Here is a 20,545-nt window from a genome sequence, read left to right as displayed (position 1 = left end):
ATTAAGTCATGGACAGGGACGGGATTCTTAGAATTAAACAAAAGGCTTCAGCTGAATATATTGAAACTTTATTTCCCCTAAATGTTCTTCTTGGATAAACCCCTCTTTATAAGTACCCCAATCAATGGGAAATTCTTTCTCATTGGTCCCAAACTGGGAAAGCAATCCCTCCGATATTAATATATATTCTTCGTTGGGAATTTCGTTTTTAAGTAGTCGATGTGCAGTAATTACATCCTCTCCAATGAGTTTTATTCGCTTGCCTACAGGAACCAAACCTACTTCCTCCCCATAGTGCAAAATAATTTTCAACCCCAATACCTCAGGAATCATTTCCGCCGCCTTATCACCATTATACCGGGCCTTAAGCGCATGCAGTTGTTTGTAAAACTCGGTATAAAAAAACCTACATTGATCTAAGAGTTCCTTAAAGGAGGGAAGCTCTCCTGACTTATAAAACAATACGGCATCTCCTTCTATTTCTGATATTTTAAGTCCTATTTCATTGGAATAGACAATCTTGTTCAAAAGGGAAGGAATTACTTTTGAACTCAATTCAAAATCGGTTTTGCTCATAAATTGAGTGAATCCACTAATGTCCGGTATACATAATAAAGTAGGCAAGGCTTTCATATTATAAAAATTGAGTTTTAAAACAACCTAAGAAATTGCAGGCAATGTTATAAATTATAGCATACTGTGTTGCAACAATAGTATTTTGGAGTTTGACTTAATAATCCAACCATTTTAGGATATTAATTGGCCGTTACGTTTCTCGGCAAACCCCGATCCATCCACTGTCATATCCCTTACAAGTAAATCATTATAACATGATCAATCTTCTTTTTTTATTGAATATAGGGCAAAAAAACGAAATACTTTTCGCCTTAACCCCGTCTGAAGCAATAGGGACAATGATTTACCCATTTGGATCAAATTCAATATGGTTTCGAGCTAAAAGTTTATGGGCGGATCTATAATTTTACCATTATCAAAAGAACTAATAAGACTTGGTCTTGACATAAATTAAACATCGTGAAAAAATCAATATTTATTTTGACATTGCTTTTTGTATCCGCTATTTCTTTATCCAGCTGCCGGGAGACAAAAGCCGTTAATGAAGAACCAAAAGGAGATATAGAACGGGCTGTAGATGAAGCAGAAGATGGTGTAAAGCGAGCGGGGGAAGAAATAAAGGGAGCATATAAAGACGTTAAGGAGGAAGTAGACGGGAGCACAGACGACAATTAGGCTTGAAAACTGACTTAATTGTGAGTATTTGGCCCTAGGACAAACGCTGATGTTTTCAGAAAAAAAATAGAAAATCAATTTACTATGAAACTTTCGATATTTTGTTATTCCTTATTGACAATAATTCTATCTGTTGGTTGCAATACTGCTGCAGAAGGCCAAGTCCCCAAAGAAGTTAAGACCACCTTTAAGAATATGTACCCAAAAGAAAACGACCCGGATTGGCACAAGGATAAAAACGGGAATTTTGAATCCAATTTCAAAAAGGACGGAGAACACTACAAAGCCGATTTCAGTCCCGAAGGACAGTGGTTGGAAACGGAACGCCGCATATCAAAAAAAGATTTGCCAGATGCTATAAAAGAAAAAATTGACAAGGATTTTAAGGATTATGAGCTTGTAGAGATTGAAGAGGTGGACCACAATTCCAAAGGCAGGTTTTATGATCTTGAATTTAAAATAGATGGAGAAAAAAAAGATGTAGAATTCAACGCTCAAGGAAGTATCATCAATTAAATGGCAAATCGGCCTTTTGATAATCCTTAAGCTGCTGTGGGCCTTCCAGCAGAATCCTGACAATTTGCAAGGTTCCGTCATCCTTTGTGGCTATTTCCCATTTGATTAGGGCTATGGTCCCTTTTTGGATTTCAATTCCAGTAATACTGCGTGGATGAACGCAACTACCATCGTTAAAAAAAGGAATTTCCCCTGGTGCCGGAAAGCGTGGCCTGTGGGTATGCCCAACAATGGTCAACAATTCATTATTGGCCATAATCCATTTTTTTATACGCCTTTCAATTTTAATAAGTTCCTTGTAATTTTTGGCAGGACTTGTAGGATCCGCAATACCCCATACCTGTAATGGTTTCCATAAAACACGTACCAAGAATCGGCCCCAACGCCAAAAGGTATAGTTCCACCAATCTGCCTGGTGTCCATGGGCCAATAATAATTCCTGCCCACTTAATTTATGCTTTAAAATTATAGCCTCGTGATAGTTAATATCCTCAAACAATTCCTTATTGCAATCATCGATAGGTTCAAAATAGTGAGACAAATTACTCTTTACATATTCCGGGTCTTTGTAAACCATATCATGGTTCCCCCAGATCATATGAAGCCTTTTTTCCAAATGGAACTGCTTCAAAAGTTTATAAACGTTTTTATGGGCGGTAAAAATCGAATCAAAGGAATGATTTTCCCAAAGTTCATCACCATCTCCCAGTTCACAATAAGTAAATCCTTCATTAAGGTAATGCCTTAACGCATGGAAATAAATATTGCGATTGTTGGCAAATTCGTCCGCAAAACTACTGTCCCCCCTATGGCAATCACTGAACAGGATAATTTTGGAGGAATCATCAAAAGGCAGGGTTTTGGCATTGTTGTAAGCCCTGGACAATCTGGTAAATGAGGACATTTGTTTTAGGTTAAAAGTTAGTACTTTTTTTGGTTAAGGAAATAATATCTTCTAATTTGATAAGGCAGATAGTCCTGGAATACGACCAAAAGACCTTAATGGAATGGATATCAGAAAAAGTAGGCTCTTCCTTTATCAATACAAAAATGCAAGAAAGCAATTTCTTTTGTAATTTTACGCTGCAAACTTGGACTAATATAGGCAATGAAGGGATTCACAGATAAAATATCACCATTGGAGCATCATATAAGCTTTAATAAATTATTAAAGCAATATGATGAAATGGCGCAGAGCGAGGATACGTATTTGGCTTCCAAGGCAAGTTATATTGTTAATGCCCAAGCCCCCTTCCCCGAACTCCGTGAGGGATTCACAGATATATCTTTGCTGGCAAAACACAAGGAAGTTATACAAATCATCTTGCAGGATTTGTTTTCCTCCGTACTTACAACCAATGAAATAAAAACGGCATCCACGCCTTATTCAAACATAATATTTAATTCCAGTAAGCGCTTTGAACGAATTTTGGAAGCGGCAGGGCAAAATTTCGAGCCCGAAATAAGGAACCAAGAAGAAGAGGTAAGCTATATTATGGCCTGTGTTGTAATCCTTAACTTTTACTACGGGTTTAAGCTTGATTTTAAGAGACCCTTTTTCTACGATATCCCCGATGCCAATGGGGTAATGAGACATTACCGTATTTTGTACAACGCGGATTTTATAGAGATCTTGCCCAAAGGCTCCCCATTGAAAATTACCCAAAAGGATGTGGACGAACTATTGGAAAATATAGACAATGTGGAACTTTGGAAAGAGAAGATTCCTCCCAATAGTTTTATCAGTAAAGGCTTTGTAATATCCAACATGTTCGATGTTACTGCCGAACATTCCATATCTGAAATAAAATCCAACCTGATCATCAATGATAAAAGTGGGGGTAATTTCATTAAAGGTGTGGAAAACACCTTTAAATCGTTATTTGGATTACCAAATTTGCGCATTGGGTTCGCGGTCTACAATTCCAAGGATGAGCAATTTGAGAGGGTTTCTGTAAATGGCATAGATAGTTTTATTTTACAAAAAAAGAAAGTTGAGACCTGCAATGAATCCCTTTGTAAGGCCTCTTACAGCAAACTAATTGACCAAAACAGATTCTTTGTAATTAGCGACGTAGAAAAATATTATAAACTCTCAGATGGTATGCCACCGTATAAGGGCCTACACGACCAAAAAATTAAAAGCGCGCTATTGACCCCCATTGCAAAAGATGGTCGACTATTAGGGGTACTGGAATTGGTGTCGGACAAGGCAAATGACCTCAACAGTGTTAATGCCAAGAAACTGGAAGATGTAATACCCTATATCGTCTCCGCTGTTTTGCGTTCCTTGGAGGAGGAAGAAAATTTAATTGATGCCGTAATTCAAAATGAATGTACTTCTGTGCATTCATCCGTATACTGGAAATTTAAAGAGGAAGCTAAACGATTTATTTTGGAAGACCAGGAAGGATTGCAGCCGTCTTTCAGGGAAATTGTATTTAATGAAGTTTATCCCTTATATGGTCAAACAGATATTAAAGATTCTTCCCAAGCAAGAAATACTGCCATTCAGCGAGACCTTATGATTCAGTTATCGGAGATAAATAATGTACTTTCCGAGGCTTGGGAAAAAAATAAATTGCCCATATATGAAGAACTTATTTTTAGGGTAAACAACCATATAGACGATGTTAAGGAGGTGTTGCACACCAACAGTGAACAGGCGGTTTTCGACTTTGTAAATGATGAAATTAACCCAGTATTCGCACATCTGAAAAAGACTTCCAAATACTATCAGGACTTATTGTTATCATATGAGTCCAAAATTGATATGGGAACAGGATCCTATTATGATCACAGGAAAAATTATGACGAAAGCGTAACGCTGATCAATAAGAAACTGGCATCTGTCATCGACAAAAAACAGGAAGAAGCGCAAAATATGTACCCCCATTACTTTGAGCGCTATAAGACAGATGGCGTAGAGCACAATATGTACATTGGGGACTCCATTACCGGGGCAAGGGAATTTGATCTTCTTTATCTAAGCAATCTTAGGTTATGGCAATTACAGGTAATGTGCGAAATGGAAAATAAACACTACGCACTCAAATCAAAGCTCCAGGTTCAACTTGATGTAGCATCGCTTATCCTAGTCTATAATGGCTCGTTATCTATCCGATTTAGAATGGATGAGAAACGTTTTGATGTGGACGGCACCTACAACGCCAGATACGAAATTATTAAAAAACGTATAGACAAATCATATATTAAAGGCACCAACCAACGACTTACCCAACCTGGAAAAATTGCAATAGTCTATTCACAAAAGAAAGATGAATTAGAGTACCTTAGGTACATAAAATTCCTCAAATCCAAGGGTTATTTTGATGGCAAGGTTGAAATAGTTGAATTGGAAGGCCTCCAAGGGGTATCCGGCCTAAAAGCCATAAGGGCATCCGTATGCTACAATCCTAACAATGAAAAGGGCAAGACCTATTCCTATGAGGATTTAATGGAGGAAATCAAGAATTAAGTTTACGCTCTTGCTTACATACCGCGATCCGGACCAAAGTACTTAAAGGCAACGGCAAAAGCTATTACGGAAACTACCATTCCAATTATAAAAATCGTATAGGTCCATCGTAGGATTTTATATTTCCGGTTCAATACCAAACCAAGATAGTATAAATCCTTGGTCAAGGAGGAATAGATATAATCCTTATCCTGTACCAACTCGTTTATGGCCCATTGGTAATCTTCCAATTTCATTTTATGAAAATTCCCAAAGAACAACAAGTTCACTTTTCGTTGTCTTACATCCTCCTTGGTAAACTCGCCCTGGGTAACATTTGGCCTGGTTGCAAGAACAGCCAATACCATTGATACCACACTAAAAATAACAAATAATAAGGTGGGGTAGACTAGGTAATTATTGGACGGATTGTCCAATTTGGTCATAAGGTTGGACAACACCAAAGAAATAATAATGGCATTTACGGAGAGTAGTATATTGGCTTTGGTATCAGCAATATCACTGAGCATTAAATGATTCTTTAAAGTTACCCGAAATAAGGTCTGTATACCACGATCGGGACTTTCACTCTTATATTTGGCCTTCAATTTCTCCTTTTTCACTAGATTTTCCTCCGCTTTTTTTCCCTTGATCAGCCTTTTTATATTTTTATTCTTTTCTTCCTGCCAATTTTGAAGGGCATAATCGGTATAAAAACGTTGTTCCGTTTGGAACATCTTAAGGTTTGCCTCACGCCATTCCTTCTGTGTATAGGTCGCCAAACCTAAAATATCCAACTCTTCCCTAAGCAACTCGGCGGTTTCCATATAACTCTTCTTGCCGAAATGGGAACAATCGGCGTCCCTAATAATTTCTTCCAAGAGGTTTTGGGGCTCGTAGAACCTTTTGGTAGCCATAATTAGGCTACACACACGTTCTAATTTTTTTTCATCGTATTCCTGTCCACCTAAAAATTCTCGGGTTATATTACAACTTGTCTCCTCGTGATTCTCAGAGCCTTGGGTATAACCAGTATCATGTAACCAAGCCGCCAGTAGGGCAATCTCGTTTTCCTCCTCGCCCAACTTATAAAAATTCAATAATTCTTTAGTACTTTTAACAACCCGCTGGGTATGGCTTAAATTGTGGTACAAATAATTGGAATCTAGTTTATTAGATAATAAATCGACAACAAAGTTTTCAGTTTTTTCGAGGATTTCCGACATAATAGTTAATTATGACCCACAAATTACAAAATTTTGATTTCTAAACAGATGTACATGAGGAAACATTACCTACTTATATTGATACTTTTTCTATTGGCAGGCTGTGCTACCTACAAAACAAAATATGCGGAAAGTTCCGCTGTGGCAGACATAACTAGTGACAGCGAATTGCTGCACACTTTTTATTTGATAGGGGATGCTGGAAAATCCCCTATGGATGGTCAAAGTGAAGCACTTAAGGCTTTCCAAAAAGCTTTGGAAAAAGCCAACAAAAATAGTACCGCCCTCTTTTTGGGAGATAATATCTATCCTGCCGGAATGCCCAACAAAAAGGACTCCACCCAGGCCTACTTGGAAGCTAAAAACAACCTAGATGCGCAACTAAAGACCCTGGCCCAATTTAAAGGCAATCCCATATTTATTCCCGGAAACCATGACTGGTACAATGAAGGGCTGGAAGGGCTGGAAAGACAACAAAAATACATCCAAAAAAAATTGGATAGCAAAGAGGTCTTTTTTCCCGAAGATGGGTGCCCTATAAAGAAAATAGATATCACCGATAAAATAGTGGTTATCGCCATTGATACGGAATGGTACCTGACCAATTGGGACAAACACCCTAGGATGAACGATAAATGTGAAATAAAGGACCGAGAAACATTTTTTGAGGAACTGGAAAGCCTTATCAAAAAAAATAGGGACAGGACTACCATTTTGGCAATTCACCACCCCATGTTCAGTTATGGACCACATGGCGGACAGTATTCGGCAAAACTTCATTTAAACCCTACAGGCAGCAAATTCCCCCTCCCTATATTAGGTTCTTTTGTAAACCTTATTAGAAAAACTAGTGGAGCCTCCTACGCCGATCTCCAAAATAAAAGATATACGCAATTAAGGAATCGTCTAGTAACCATAGCGCAGTATTCGCAGAAAGTTATTTTGACTTCAGGACACGAACATACACTTCAATATATTGTGGAGGATAATATCCCCCAGATCGTTAGTGGTTCCGGGGCCAAGGAAGGAGCTACCAGATTATTGAACGGTTCCAAATTCTCCACGGGAAGAATGGGCTTTGCAGAGTTAAAGGTGTACAATGATGGTTCCTCCCAGGTAAGATATTTTGGGGTTGGGAAAAATAATGATCCCGCCCTTCTATTTTCTACACAGGTACTGCCAGCGGATAGAACCGAAAATTACGCATATGATGACAAAGATTTTACACAAGAGGTTAAAGCATCTGTTTACTCAAAGGAAGATATTGAAAAAAGCAAATTCTTCAAAACTATTTGGGGCGATAGGTATAGGAAATACTACGGCACGGAAGTAAAGGCCCCCACCCTTAGATTGGACACGCTGTATGGCGGTTTAAAACCCGTCCGTAAAGGCGGGGGAAACCAATCCAAATCCCTTAGATTGTCCGATAAAAATGGCAAGGAATACGTAATGAGGGCCGTTAAAAAGAGTGCAGAGGTCTATTTACAGGCCATGGCCTTTAAGGATAAATACGTGATAGGGGAATTTAAGGATACCTATACCGAAAAACTCTTAATGGATTTTTATACCGGTGCCTTGCCCTACGGTCTTCTTACGGTAGGAACCCTTTCCGATGCACTAGATCTCTACCATACCAACCCTAAATTATACTATATCCCAAAACAAGCCGCCTTAGCGGAATTTAATGGTGAATTTGGGGATGAGCTTTACATTTTTGAAGAACAGGTGGGCGATGGTCATGGGAATTTGGGCAGTTTCGGCTATATCAATAAAATTGAAAGTACCTGGGACATGATCGATAAAATTAAGCGGGACGAAAAATATGTGGTCAATACTGAAAGATATTTAAAGACCCGCTTGTTTGATATGGTGATGGGTGATTGGGATAGGCATGACGATCAATGGCGCTGGGGCGAAATCAAGGACAAGGAAACGGGAAAGATTGTTTTTGAAGCCATCCCAAGGGATCGTGACCAGGTGTATTCCATTTGGGGAGATGGGGCCCTAATGGGTGTTGCAACAAGAATAATTCCTGCCCTTCAAATGATGGAGGGATTTAATAATGACATTAGAAATGTGGTGGCATTTAACAAGAGTGCCTACGGCCTGGATGTAACCTTATTGGCCCAAACTACAAAGGAGGATTGGGAGAAGGAGGTGCGTTATATACAGCAAAACTTAACTCCAGAGGTAATAGATGAAGCCTTTAGAGCTTTCCCTCAAGAAATTTTGGACGAGAATATCCTTGACTTAAAGAATATACTTATATCCCGCATCAATAACCTTCCCAAAATTGCTGATGATTACTTTTTGGCAATCAACAAATATGTTGTCATAAAAGGTACCGACAAGGACGATTGGTTTCAAATTAACAATTTGTCCGAGCAAGAAGTAGAAATAAAAGCTTATCGAAACATAAGTGGGAAAAAGGATAAACTCTTTTTTCAAAAGAAATTTAACCACAATATCACAAAGGAAATTTGGGTCTATGGCCTGGACGATGATGACATTTTCGAGGTCGCAGGCGGTAAGCGCAACAAAATAAAAATTAGACTTATAGGTGGACAGAACAACGATGTTTATGATATATCAGAAGGCAGCAACACATGGATTTATGACCATAAGTCCAAAAAAAACACGTTCAAGAAAATAAATGGAGCAAAATTAAGACTTACCAACGATTACGAGACCAACACTTATCAACCGTTAAAACTTAGGAACAGCACACGGCAGATAATTCCGACCATAGGATTCAATCCCGATGACGGCATAAAGCTTGGCTTTAATGCCACAAATACTTTTTATGGACTACGGCAAAACCCTTATACTACCCAACACAATTACAATGCCGCCTATTATTTCGCCACTAATGGCTTTGAGTTGGGCTACAAAGGAGAGTTTGCCCATATATTGGATAACTGGAATTTAGAACTGGCCGCCCGCTTTACCAGCCCCAATTTTAGCATTAACTTTTTTGGAATCGGGAATGAGACCGAAAATTTAGACGATACTTTGGATATGGATTACAATAGGGTAAAAATTCAAAACTTAAGTTTTTCTCCATCTCTGGTTTGGCGTGGACAGCTGGGGGCAAAATTTAGAACAGGCATTACCTTGGAAAGTCTGGAAGTGGAAGAAACCGAAGATAGGTTTGTGAATACCTTCTACCTAGCCAACGGAGAGGAGAACAGAAACAGTTTTATTGGGGTGGACGCGGAATACAGCTATGAAAATTTGGACAATGCCGCCTTCCCCACTATGGGAATGTCAACTGGACTACTCTTGGGATACAATGCGAGTTTGGAGAACCGGGGGCAAGCCTATGCCTATATAGTTCCAAGTCTTTCTTTTGATCATAAATTGGCATCCAATGGCAGATTGGTCCTTGCCACCAAATGGAAGGCCCATTTTAATTTAGGGGACGATTACGAATTTTACCAAGCAGCCAGTATTGGAGGGATAGATGGGCTTAGAGGCTTTAGAAACCAACGGTTTTCCGGTAAGACCAGCTATTACCAGAATACAGACCTTAGATTTAGCCTTAAAAGCCTTAAAACAGGATTGTTACCTGTTACGTTGGGGGTATATGGAGGTTTTGACTACGGAAGGGTCTGGACACCCAACGAAAATTCCGACCTATGGCACACCTCCTACGGAGGGGGATTTTTTCTTAATGGAGCGGATGTGATGACGGCAAGGGTAGCCTTGTTCAACAGTGTTGACGGCCCAAGATTTACCTTTGGTGTTGGTTTTGGTTTTTAATTCTAAACTGTAAGTTTTGCAATTGGTTTAGTTGCCCAGCACAAAAGAATATAGGTTTCTTCCCGTTTTTCCGGACTCCTCATCCGAAAGCAATAAGGTATTGTTATTGGTAAAGGAAACGGATTCCAATTGCGTATAGACGCCTAGGTCTATGGTTTTTAAGGTTCCAGTGGAAAGGAAATTATCCATTGTAAAATCTGTAAACACCCATAAGGTTCCATTTCCCAATAATACTATTGTTTTACCATCAGGGGAAATATCGGCTGAAGTTACCTGACCATTTATCTTTCCTTTTGGAGGAAAAAAGGAACCTAAGTATTGGGCCTCATGTTTCCCCTCAATAGCCGGAACCTTATACAACAATGCTTCTCCGTTAAAAGGATGTGTCCTGTTTTTTGTTACTATATAAAAATTGTTCTGGTAATAAAAAAAGGCCTCGGCATCAAATAGCAATTTTTTCTTTTTTGGAGGAAAATCTTTCTGTTCTGGATAATTGAATTCAATCTTTGTCGCTTCAATATCATCTCCTGTTGCAGCATCCGGATTTGGGATCTTGTAGATGGCCAAATTTTTTCGGTCGTTACCATTATTTCCAAAATCCCCTATATACACATTGTCCCCATCGCTCGCCAAATCCTCCCAATCGTGATTTTTGGCATTTTTCACTTTTAATTCCTTTAAAAGATCACCCTCATAATTAACCTGATAAATTTTATCGGGATTACCTCTATCCATAACGAACCAGAGCGTAGAATCCTTGGAAGGGACTATTCCGGAATTCTCCGTTAATTTATGGGGAAGTTTGGTAACGTAGGTCAATTGTCCATAGTTATGGGCACACCCCACAACAATGATCCAGAGCAATAAAAAAAAGTATTTTTTCATCTTATTCTTTTAAGGGCATGTATATCTCAGCTATCCATTCAATTTCATTTCCGCCAATATTTGGGTTACTAAAAAACACCTCAACAGGGGTTTCAGAGACTTCTAACCCGTTCTTTTCAGCATAGTTCAACAAAGCGTACCAAGCACGGTCAGAAGTAATATAATTACCGTTGTACACAGCTTTTAAAGCTTTAAGGCCGTTAAACTTCTTGTACTTAATGATTCCATTTTGTGGCAGGCTATCACTTTTTATAATTGGATAACAAAAATTATAGGAAATACTGTCCACCTCCCTATCCCAATTGGTGATTTCCAAAAATGGCCTTCCATTTAGTTCAACATTATTATCAACAAGAACCGTACTAAGGATGGGGTAATTTTGCATCATTCCCTTTGCTTTGGAAAGTTGGGAAGCTTTTAAGGGTATATAGGCACAATAGGTTTCTGGAAGCTGTTGAAGGGTATCCATTACAGTAACCCTGAACTTTTCAATATGGTCATTCAACAGATCGTTAAACTCAAGGATGGTCCTTTTGGTCCGTTTTTCGAAGTCCGTGTCGGAAAAGGGAATACTTAATTTGTTCATTAAACTATGGTCAACATCCTTGATGTATACCTTTATCCTGGAGGTTGAATCATTAATAGGGGCGATTCTCCACTGATATTGGAATATGGAATCATTGAACGATAACTGCTGATCAATGCTTAAAAAATCTCTTTGTTCCAGCAATACCGTATTTTTATTGGCATTGCCCCATAATTTTATACTCTGATTTATGGTTCCTGGGAATGTCTTGGATTTAATGGAAACCGAATAATCATAGGGTTTTAAAAAAAGATACCAAACCAAGGATATTATTAGAAGGAAAGCTACAAAGTAAATAATTTTGTTTCTCACGAATTTTAATTTTATTCCAGGTAGGTGACTCTTGTAAATTATTGATGGTTTAATAGGTAATTAACTCTTGACATTATTTCGACGCCAAGGCCTTTTTTTCTTTCATATCCAGTTTGCCCACAATAAATTTACCCAAATTCCTACCCTGTCCAACCCCAATTTCCACAGCAGCCCTATAATGGATTCCACCGTACATTCGGCTAATAGCGGCTTCATCTGCAGCCTGATTGAATGATGTAAAACTTCTTATTGGCAAGCCATAAGGTATTTCCGTATCGTCATCAAAAGAAAAATTATCCCCAAAAATACTGGTCAAGGCCGTAGCTGCCGCACCGGAAACCACAGAATGTCCACTAGTGTATTCCGGAAAAGGAGGGGTCTGAAGCACTGGCTGCCAATTCTCATCAATATACTGGTTTATTACCGTTTCGGGCCTTATAAGATTAGATCGGTATTTTTCGTCCCAACAACTTATAAAGGCATCGGCTATGGCCATAGAGGTCTTGGTATAGGCAAATACCGTTTGATCAAAATCTGAATTTGTTTTTTCACAAGCTATTTTGGTAATCCCTATCCAATGTGCCCCGGGTGTAATCTTTTTAGTGGCAAACATTAAATGGCCCCTTGTTACGGAGACATAGGGGTTACAATCCCAAAACTTTGCAATGGCAATTTCTTCGGAAGTATCCCCTTTTGCGGTAATCTCATTGCTTATGTCATAGACCTCTTTTACCTCTTTATAGAAATCGGAACCCAATTCCATGGAAAAAACTGGCGGTGGAGCAGGTATAAACTGATTTGCCGAGTCAATCACAAAAGGCCGAATTTTGCTCCAATGTGGTTCTATACCATCCATATAGGCAGGTGGCGTTGGCTGCCAACGCGAGGTGTCGTCCGTATTGATGGTAAATTTGGGCATCGTTCTCGTCTGTTTATAATTATCCTTATCCAACCAATCCCCTATGTGCTTTGCAACCTGAAGGCCATATTCCTTGGAATTATTGAACATCGTCAAGTTTTTATCCTGCCAATTTGCGTACAGACTATCCCGATGCGCTTCAATTTTATCTTCGGAAAAAATTAATCGCTTGCTTATTTCCATATGTGCAATAAGGGCAGCCATTTGATAATTGACGGATTTGTCCTGCCCAGGTTTCGGAATGGGCGTCAAATCTGTTACCTGACCTACCAAAGACTTGTATTCATTATTATTGAGCGCTATAATTTCATATGCCGCAATATTGGGATAGGCGAAAATTCTACTTGCCACTGGAGGCGAAAAAATGTCATGGATCATAACTTCCGTTACCTTGTGTATGGAATAATGCAGATCCTGGGGAGAAATAACAATTGGCTCCTCTTTATTTTCACAGGAGACTATAATTGCAAATAATAGGATTAATCTTAAATATTGTTTCATCAGTTTATACTTATTTGTTTTAAAGAGGTCAGAGGTAATTTGTCATGACCTTTTCCATTTTATTTTTTTTTGAAATAATCTTTCACTTCATTTTAACTTCAAAATATCCCTTCAAGAATAGTGCAGCCATTCTACAATTCTTAATCTCTCAAGTCATATACCTGAGCCTGATCATTGTTATAGGTGACCAATAAATAGGGTCTACCGTTCAAATCTATCATATTTAAATGTCTTACCGACTTAAATTGCAGCTCCAGCCCTATTTTGTTACCCAAAATTACATCATTTTCATTTTTTATCAAGGCTCCTGAGAAAGAATCTAACCTCCCGTGATATGGCTTTATTCCAAAATAGTTCCCTGCCGCCAAAATCTCTGTACTTCCGTCCCTATCAAAATCATACTCTAAAAATGCCCTTATGGGAGCAAGCTGTAGTTCCGCCTTAAAGGGAACAAAGGAATATTTACCACCATTATTCTCCAAAAAACCGGATTGTAGGGTATTTACCTCTAAAACAGTACAATTCTTTAGTGGCTTTGGATCAACAATCTCGTTTATGGGTTTGCCAGCAAAGTCCTTATACGTGGTAAACTTCTTTCTAAGGCCTACCATTTGGGAGGAAAGCTCATCCAAACCTTCCAATGGATAATAATCACCACTTTTTTCTGTGGCCACAATGGTCTCGGTACTTCCGTTCTGGTCGAAGTCCGAATAAAACATTTTCATAGGATAATCATGTGAAGCCTTAAACTTAGTGTTGTTCCCCCAGTTTCCCAGTAGATAATCCAGATCTCCGTCCTTGTCAATATCAAAAGGTATTATGCACTCCCAAAGTCCATTGTAAGTATTATCCAATAGCATCTGCTCCGTAAGCTGACCCTTATTGTTTCTAAAGAATTTTGGCGACATCCACTCGCCCACCACAATTAAATCCAGAATTCCATCATTGTCAAAATCGGTCCAAACCGCATCCGTTACCATTCCGGCTTTTTGTAGTTCTTTATTTTCCACTATGGAGAACTTACCTTGATCGTTCCTAAGCAAATAGGAATTTGGGATATTCCCAAAATCGTTCGTTATGGCATTATTGCCAACAAATAAATCCAGATCTCCATCATTATCAAAATCACATTCCCGTATTACTGCCGCATTTTCAAAAAACTCCGGTAACTCACTTGCCTCAAATCCCGTTTCATTTTGAAGATAATAGCTATCTGTTAAGGGAGCCATCTTATTGTAAAAATCAGCTCCTCCACTTCCTATAAAAAGGTCGTTCTTTTTGTCACTATTTAGGTCGGCTATAATGGCGGCGACATCCTCTTTTATGGAGTCGTTCGCAATATTTGCAATCCTTTTTTCCACATAAGTGGTATCTCCCTGAAGAAATATTCTTGACGGAATGTATTTGGAACCTCCAAAAAATAAATCATTTTTTCCATCACCATTCAGGTCACCTGTGGCCAAGGCTGGACCACGATCGGATATTTGATATGGAATTAATTTTTGTCTATTGATATCCAGATAATTATCTTCCTCATGGGTGAAATTGATGCCCAAATTACCTTCCACTTTATTAAATATCTTCTTGGATAAAGGCCGTAGCGAATTATAATTGAAGGGTTTGGTGTTTTCCGGGGAAATAATCAAGGCTTGATTTACTGCAACCTCTTTTAAAACTTGGTAGGTCCTATTTGGCCAAACTATTTTTAAGGAGTCAATCTTGTCCTGCTTTCCAAAACCAAAATGAACCATGGGTTCCGATGAGGCTTGGAATCCCCGAACCGTATACAGTTCCTTGTACTGTAATTTTCCATTTAGATAGGCAAAGACTTTGGTGCCAATACCATACTTATTCTTGGATGTATAATTAAACCTCAATTTTATATAGTTGGCCTTGGCGTCCGTTTTGTTGATGTACAATGCTGCTGTACTGTTTAATGTATTGATTATCAGATCTAAATCGCCGTCATTGTCCAGATCCGCCATGGCCGTAGCTCCTGAAATAAGAGTATCCTTTACCATCCAAATCCCGGACATATCCTTATATTTCACATCTTTCCCTCCCTTATAAACATAATTGTGGGTCACCCCGGAAGGCATCATATCCAGGGCCTGCTGATCCACCAATTTGGTGTTGTTAAGCTTATTTTTAATTTGTTCATCGGAGGCGAATTTAATAAAGTCCAGATCGTTGGGCCTTTTTGGAATACCGTTGGAAATAAAGATATCCTGTTCCCCATCCTGGTCGTAATCGCCAAATAACGCACTCCAACTCCAGTCGGTAGCTGCAATACCACTTTGGATCGCCGTTTCAGCATATGGAGTATTTTGTTGGTTTACAAACAACATATTTCTGGAATATTGGTAGTGATATCCAAATCTATCTACCCTTAATATTTGAGTTTGGGTAAGGTCATCGCCCTCTGAAGATTTTAGTACCTTTTCGTCCTCGGGAAGCATGTCCAAAGAAATTAGATCTGGCCATCCGTCATGGTTTATGTCGGCAACATCGTTCCCCATGGAAAACTTGGTGGTATGACCAAAATAACTGCGCAATTGTTCAGAAAATGTACCGTTGCCATTATTGAGATAATAATAGTCATCCTCGTGAAAATCGTTCCCAACATAGATATCCGGATATCCATCCTGATTAAAATCGGCCACGGCAATGCCCAACCCATATCCGTTGGCGCCACCGTAAATTCCGGCCTCTTCACTAACATCCACAAATACACCCCCATCATTGCGCAAAAGTCTGTCCCCAGACTGTGCATTTCTCTTTTCCCTAAGTGCGGCCTTCCCGTAGGATTGTTGTGTATGTACGGCATGGTTGAGCAGATACATATCCAAATCCCCATCCAAATCAAAATCCAGCAAAGCGGCAGAACTGCTGTAAGTATCAAAATCGAGACCAAATTCGGCTGCACTTTCTGTGAAGGTATTGTCGCCGTTGTTTATATAAAGCTCATTTTGCCCATTAAATCCATTTATACCTACTACCGAACAAACGTAAATATCCAGTAGTCCGTCCCCATTTATGTCGCCCATTATGGCCCCGGTGTTCCAAGTACTATTCCCAGATACACCAGCAGTTTCGGATATATCCCTAAACTTTAAGTTACCCTCATTTAGGTATAATCTATTTTTTACCTGATTACCGGATAGGAAAATATCGGGTAGCCCATCCCCGTTAATATCTCCAGTGGCCACTCCTCCGCCATTGTAGAAATATAGGTAGTCCAATATGTTCAGGTCATCGGTTTCCGTAATGGTATTCTGAAAGTCGATCCCGGTTTCATCTGGTGATGGGTTCCTGAAAATTTCACCTTGCTTAGAGCCGCAACCAATGAGAAGCACTGAACATAAAATATATAATGTAACTCTACTCATCCAGCGCAAATACTTTTGGTTTGTTATCATTAATGGCAACAATGACAAATCGTTTTCCATTTTTATCCTTGAACTGTTCAATATTTTTCACCTCCTCTTTAATAAAAAATCCACTTTCATCGTAATTTTGCCATTCAAAGTCGAGCTTATCATTTCCTAAAAGAATACTTCCAAAATTGGCATCAAGACGCGAGTATTGAGGCTTGAATTCAAAATTATTACCCCCCATTATTAGGTCCAAATAACCATCATTGTTGACATCGGCACATGTAATACCGCAAACACAAGACAATTGTACCCTCCCCGGCAATTTCTTAATAGTAAATTTTCCTCCCCCTTCATTTATTGCGATTACGGATTCTTGTACGGTACCTTCCTTGACAATAGTATTGCTAAAGTTGTCATTTGAAAATAATTCGTCTATAGTTCTTTTGGCGTATTCGGAGGATTTAAGGTTCTGCTTTTTCAGGGCTACCATTTGCGTAGTTAGTTCCTTCTTTTGATGAATGGGATAGTCCTTTCCTTCAAAATTACGAGTGGTAATCTGTTCTATGGTCCCATTGTTATCAAAATCATTTATCCACAATTTCATGGGATTGGCTTTGGAACAGGAATAGGGCACATTACTCCCTTGATTTCCCAGAATTAGATCATAATCGCCATCGTTGTCCAAATCCTCGGCACTAATAGCATTCCACCATCCGCTTAGGCTATCCAATGCCGTGTTTATTTTTGATAATCGTTTACCGGAATTCTTATAAATTATGGGTTTTCCCCAATCGGCAACGGTTATTAAATCTTTCTTTTCATCGCCATCGATATCAACCCAAATGGCGTCCGTTATCATCCCAGCTTGCTTGGTGTCGTATGCCAAACGTTCCGTGGCGTCTCCAAAAGTGCCGTCACCGTTATTTTCCAAAAACAAATGGTCCGGATCCAAGCCATAATTTCCAACAACACTTCTGGACCCGATAAATACGTCCATGTCACCATCATTATCAAAATCTTGGGGAGCTATTACGGCAATATTTTTAAAGGTACTTGGCAAAATTGAATTTGAAGCTTCAAAAATCCCCTTTCCATTATTAATATAGAGCCTTGCACGATAGTGTTTTTCATCCCCAACCTGATTACCTCCATTTCCTACCATAAGATCCATATCCCCATCACCATCTACGTCCAAAAATGCTGCAGCGGTATCCTCCAGGGCCCCATCCTTTTCAAAAGCTTTTTGTCTGGTAGGTGTTAATACACCCTTACCATCATGAAGATAGAGTATTCCGGCCTGGTTGGCTCCGCCTCCAATAAAAACATCTTCATTGCCGTCACCATTTACGTCGGCTACCGTTAGAGCCGGCCCTTCTTGGGAAAGCATTTTAGAGATAAGACCCTCATAATCAAAGTCATTGTAATTATTCTCTTTATGTACTAAGAGTTTGGAATTGCCCAATTCTCTGAGCAGTGGATTCGTAATTGTTTTTTTATTGGGAACAAATATATCCAGGGCTTCAGAATTTTTGAGGGTGAGGAATTGATTTGCCTTAATATTATTAAATTTTTGGGTACGATCATCCGGCCAAATTACCTGCATGGAATCTATGGTGGCATTCTTGCCCAAACCAATGGTCATAACATAATCTACGGAGGATTGAAACCCTCTGGAAGGCATCAATTCCTGTACTATGACTTGATTGTCAAAAAAAAGTTTCACCGTGGTTCCAATGGCAAATTGATTGGCCCCACTTCCTTCAAATTTTAATTTAAGATAATTGTTTTCCGACTTTTTATCGCTGTGGTTCTCATATATAAATGCTTGCATATTTACATTATTGACCACTATATCCAGATCCCCGTCATTGTCCAAATCTCCGTATGCCGCACCGTTGGACATACTGGGCAAATCCAAGCCCCACTTTTTGGTTTCATTGGAGAATGTTATATCTCCTTTGTTCCTATAAGCGTAATTGGGTTGTGGTGCAATGGGCATTTTCGCAATAATGGAGTCTATGGATTGTTTCTCTCCGGTAAGCGCCATTTTCTGGATAATTTCATTGGCAAAAAAGTCCACAAAATCCAAGTCTGTCAAATCGTGATTTATGCCGTTGGTAATGTAAATATCCTTTAATCCGTCATTATCCATATCAAATAATAGACCGGCCCAGCTCCAATCGGTTTTGGCTACCCCACTGTAATAGGCTACTTCGGAAAACGAATTGTTCCCATTGTTCAACTGCAAGGTATTTTGAATGTACTGTTGATAAAAATCCTTACTCTGCTTTAATTTAAACACATTGTATCCTTCAAACTCCATAACCGATTTTACTCTTTGATCCCCTTCGGGAAGCATGTCCGTAATAAAGATATCGGCAAATCCGTCATTGTTTATATCGGCCATATCTATACCCATAGCCGATAAACTTAAGTGGGAGGTCCATTGTTCAATTTCCTCCTTGAAGGTCCCATCTTTTTGATTAATATAGAGGTAATCCCTTTCATAAAAATCGTTTGAAACGTAGATGTCAGGATAGAGATCTCCGTTGATATCACTGACCATAACCCCTAGTCCAAAACCAATTAAACTACCATAAATACCGGCTTCTTCGCTAACATCCACAAATTTACCGTTGTCATTTCTTAAGAGCATATCCCCTACACCTTTAAATATATCTGGAACTCCCGCCCAATCCTGGGCCCTTACCTCTCTTTGCTCAGCATAGCCCAAACTACTAACTGGCACATTGCTATTATTTAAGATATAAGCATCCAGGTCACCATCCTTATCATAATCAAAGAATGAGGCATGGGTAGAAAAACCGGTCTTCGCCAAATTGTACTCAGTTGCCTTTTCGGTGAAAGTAAGGTCACCATTATTTATGTACAGATCATTATCATGGTTATTGCCCTCCATATTTCCGGCATTACTCACATATAGGTCCAGAAATCCGTCATTATTAATATCTACCATGGTTACCCCTGTAGACCACGGCTTGTTGCCCTCAACCCCTGCCGCTGCAGAAATATCTTCAAATTTTAAGCCACCCTTGTTTAAATACAACTTATTGGGGACCATATTTCCGGTAAGATATATATCGGGAAGGCCATCGTTATTAATGTCACCAATGGCAACGCCTCCTCCATTGTAGAAATTTCTGTATTTAAAAATGTTAAAATTTTTCTGGTTTACCACTTTGTTTACAAAGTCGATTCCCGTTTTTTCGGAAGCCAATAAGGAGAATAGGGTCTCCTCCTTCATTTCTGTCGTTTTATCAACCTCTTTTTTTTGGGAACAGGAACCCAACGATAGCAATACCAATAAAATAAGGCTTACCCTTACATTTAGTTTACCCATATATCTTTGTGATTATTTTTTTTAAGACAGCCTAAAATACCTTTATAGTATTCTATGCCTTTTCACCACTTTAAAGATTCAATCCATTACCCAACAATTTTATCTACGCGTCACAAGGAATAGTAGTTTCTACAAAAAACTCCCACATTGACCACAATTCATAAGATTTAAAATGGTTAAGCAGACCGGTATCCAAAGAGAGAAAAATCAATTTTTAAAATTTAAGACCAAGATAACTAAAGTTCAATAAATTACCTTGCCGCCGCTGTTAATAATTGATATTTATTTGCGATTTTATGATAGTAATTTGATATTTCTTGGGGGGTGATTTTGTGATAAATTAATTATGCTTGCCGAATATTATAAATAATCCAATATATTTAGCCCAATCA

12 protein-coding genes are annotated in these 20,545 nt (G+C 38.9%); 4 read left to right on the top strand and 8 right to left on the bottom strand.

Annotated features, from left to right (window positions below; translation table 11 throughout):
* Positions 1-33: 33 nt before the first annotated feature.
* On the bottom strand, positions 34-633 hold the full coding sequence (locus MWU78_RS11530) for a DUF2652 domain-containing protein (RefSeq protein WP_246997893.1): 600 nt from the start codon (positions 631-633) through the stop codon (positions 34-36).
* A 402-nt stretch (positions 634-1,035) separates the two neighbouring features.
* On the opposite strand from MWU78_RS11530, the gene MWU78_RS11525 reads away from it, so the two are divergent.
* The gene (locus MWU78_RS11525; RefSeq protein ID WP_246997892.1) at positions 1,036-1,251 is read left to right on the top strand and encodes a hypothetical protein; all 216 of its coding nucleotides are present in this window, start codon (positions 1,036-1,038) and stop codon (positions 1,249-1,251) included.
* Positions 1,252-1,335: 84 nt separating this feature from the next.
* Positions 1,336-1,767: a PepSY-like domain-containing protein gene (locus tag MWU78_RS11520; protein WP_246997891.1), complete on the top strand. Its 432-nt coding sequence runs from the start codon at positions 1,336-1,338 to the stop codon at positions 1,765-1,767.
* Here the strand turns inward: MWU78_RS11520 and MWU78_RS11515 are convergent.
* The gene (locus tag MWU78_RS11515; RefSeq protein WP_246997890.1) at positions 1,760-2,671 is read right to left on the bottom strand and encodes a metallophosphoesterase family protein; all 912 of its coding nucleotides are present in this window, start codon (positions 2,669-2,671) and stop codon (positions 1,760-1,762) included. The two genes, MWU78_RS11520 and MWU78_RS11515, sit on opposite strands and share 8 nt — an antisense overlap.
* A 204-nt stretch (positions 2,672-2,875) precedes the next feature.
* On the opposite strand from MWU78_RS11515, the gene MWU78_RS11510 reads away from it, so the two are divergent.
* Positions 2,876-5,245 carry a GAF domain-containing protein gene (locus tag MWU78_RS11510; RefSeq protein ID WP_246997889.1) on the top strand — a complete coding sequence of 790 codons (2,370 nt, stop codon included), beginning with the start codon at positions 2,876-2,878 and terminating at the stop codon, positions 5,243-5,245.
* Positions 5,246-5,259: 14 nt separating this feature from the next.
* Here the strand turns inward: MWU78_RS11510 and MWU78_RS11505 are convergent, their stop codons facing one another.
* Positions 5,260-6,450 carry a Pycsar system effector family protein gene (locus tag MWU78_RS11505; RefSeq protein ID WP_246997888.1) on the bottom strand — a complete coding sequence of 397 codons (1,191 nt, stop codon included), beginning with the start codon at positions 6,448-6,450 and terminating at the stop codon, positions 5,260-5,262.
* Between the two features lie 54 nt (positions 6,451-6,504).
* On the opposite strand from MWU78_RS11505, the gene MWU78_RS11500 reads away from it, so the two are divergent.
* Positions 6,505-10,212: a metallophosphoesterase gene (locus MWU78_RS11500; protein ID WP_348647080.1), complete on the top strand. Its 3,708-nt coding sequence runs from the start codon at positions 6,505-6,507 to the stop codon at positions 10,210-10,212.
* 27 nt (positions 10,213-10,239) lie between these two features.
* On the opposite strand, the gene MWU78_RS11495 is transcribed toward MWU78_RS11500, so the two are convergent.
* The 5 genes from MWU78_RS11495 to MWU78_RS11475 all read right to left on the bottom strand — a co-directional run bounded on the left by MWU78_RS11495 (position 10,240) and on the right by MWU78_RS11475 (position 20,153).
* Positions 10,240-11,097: a hypothetical protein gene (locus MWU78_RS11495; RefSeq protein WP_246997886.1), complete on the bottom strand. Its 858-nt coding sequence runs from the start codon at positions 11,095-11,097 to the stop codon at positions 10,240-10,242.
* 1 nt (position 11,098) lies between these two features.
* Complete coding sequence (locus tag MWU78_RS11490; protein ID WP_246997885.1) at positions 11,099-11,995, bottom strand: GyrI-like domain-containing protein; 897 nt, start codon at positions 11,993-11,995, stop codon at positions 11,099-11,101.
* A gap of 73 nt (positions 11,996-12,068) precedes the next feature.
* Positions 12,069-13,415, bottom strand: coding sequence for a vanadium-dependent haloperoxidase (locus MWU78_RS11485; RefSeq protein WP_246997884.1), 1,347 nt, complete (start codon positions 13,413-13,415; stop codon positions 12,069-12,071).
* A 140-nt stretch (positions 13,416-13,555) separates the two neighbouring features.
* Positions 13,556-16,804, bottom strand: a complete 3,249-nt coding sequence (locus tag MWU78_RS11480; protein WP_246997883.1) for a VCBS repeat-containing protein — start codon at positions 16,802-16,804, stop codon at positions 13,556-13,558.
* Positions 16,797-20,153 (bottom strand): VCBS repeat-containing protein, encoded by a 3,357-nt coding sequence (locus MWU78_RS11475; protein ID WP_246997882.1) that lies wholly within the window; start codon positions 20,151-20,153, stop codon positions 16,797-16,799. The genes MWU78_RS11480 and MWU78_RS11475 overlap by 8 nt, the downstream gene beginning before the upstream one ends.
* Positions 20,154-20,545: the final 392 nt, after the last annotated feature.

Source organism: Arenibacter sp. F26102 (genome assembly GCF_023015865.1).
Lineage (GTDB): Bacteria > Bacteroidota > Bacteroidia > Flavobacteriales > Flavobacteriaceae > Arenibacter.
This window is presented reverse-complemented; position numbering and strand designations above follow the sequence as displayed.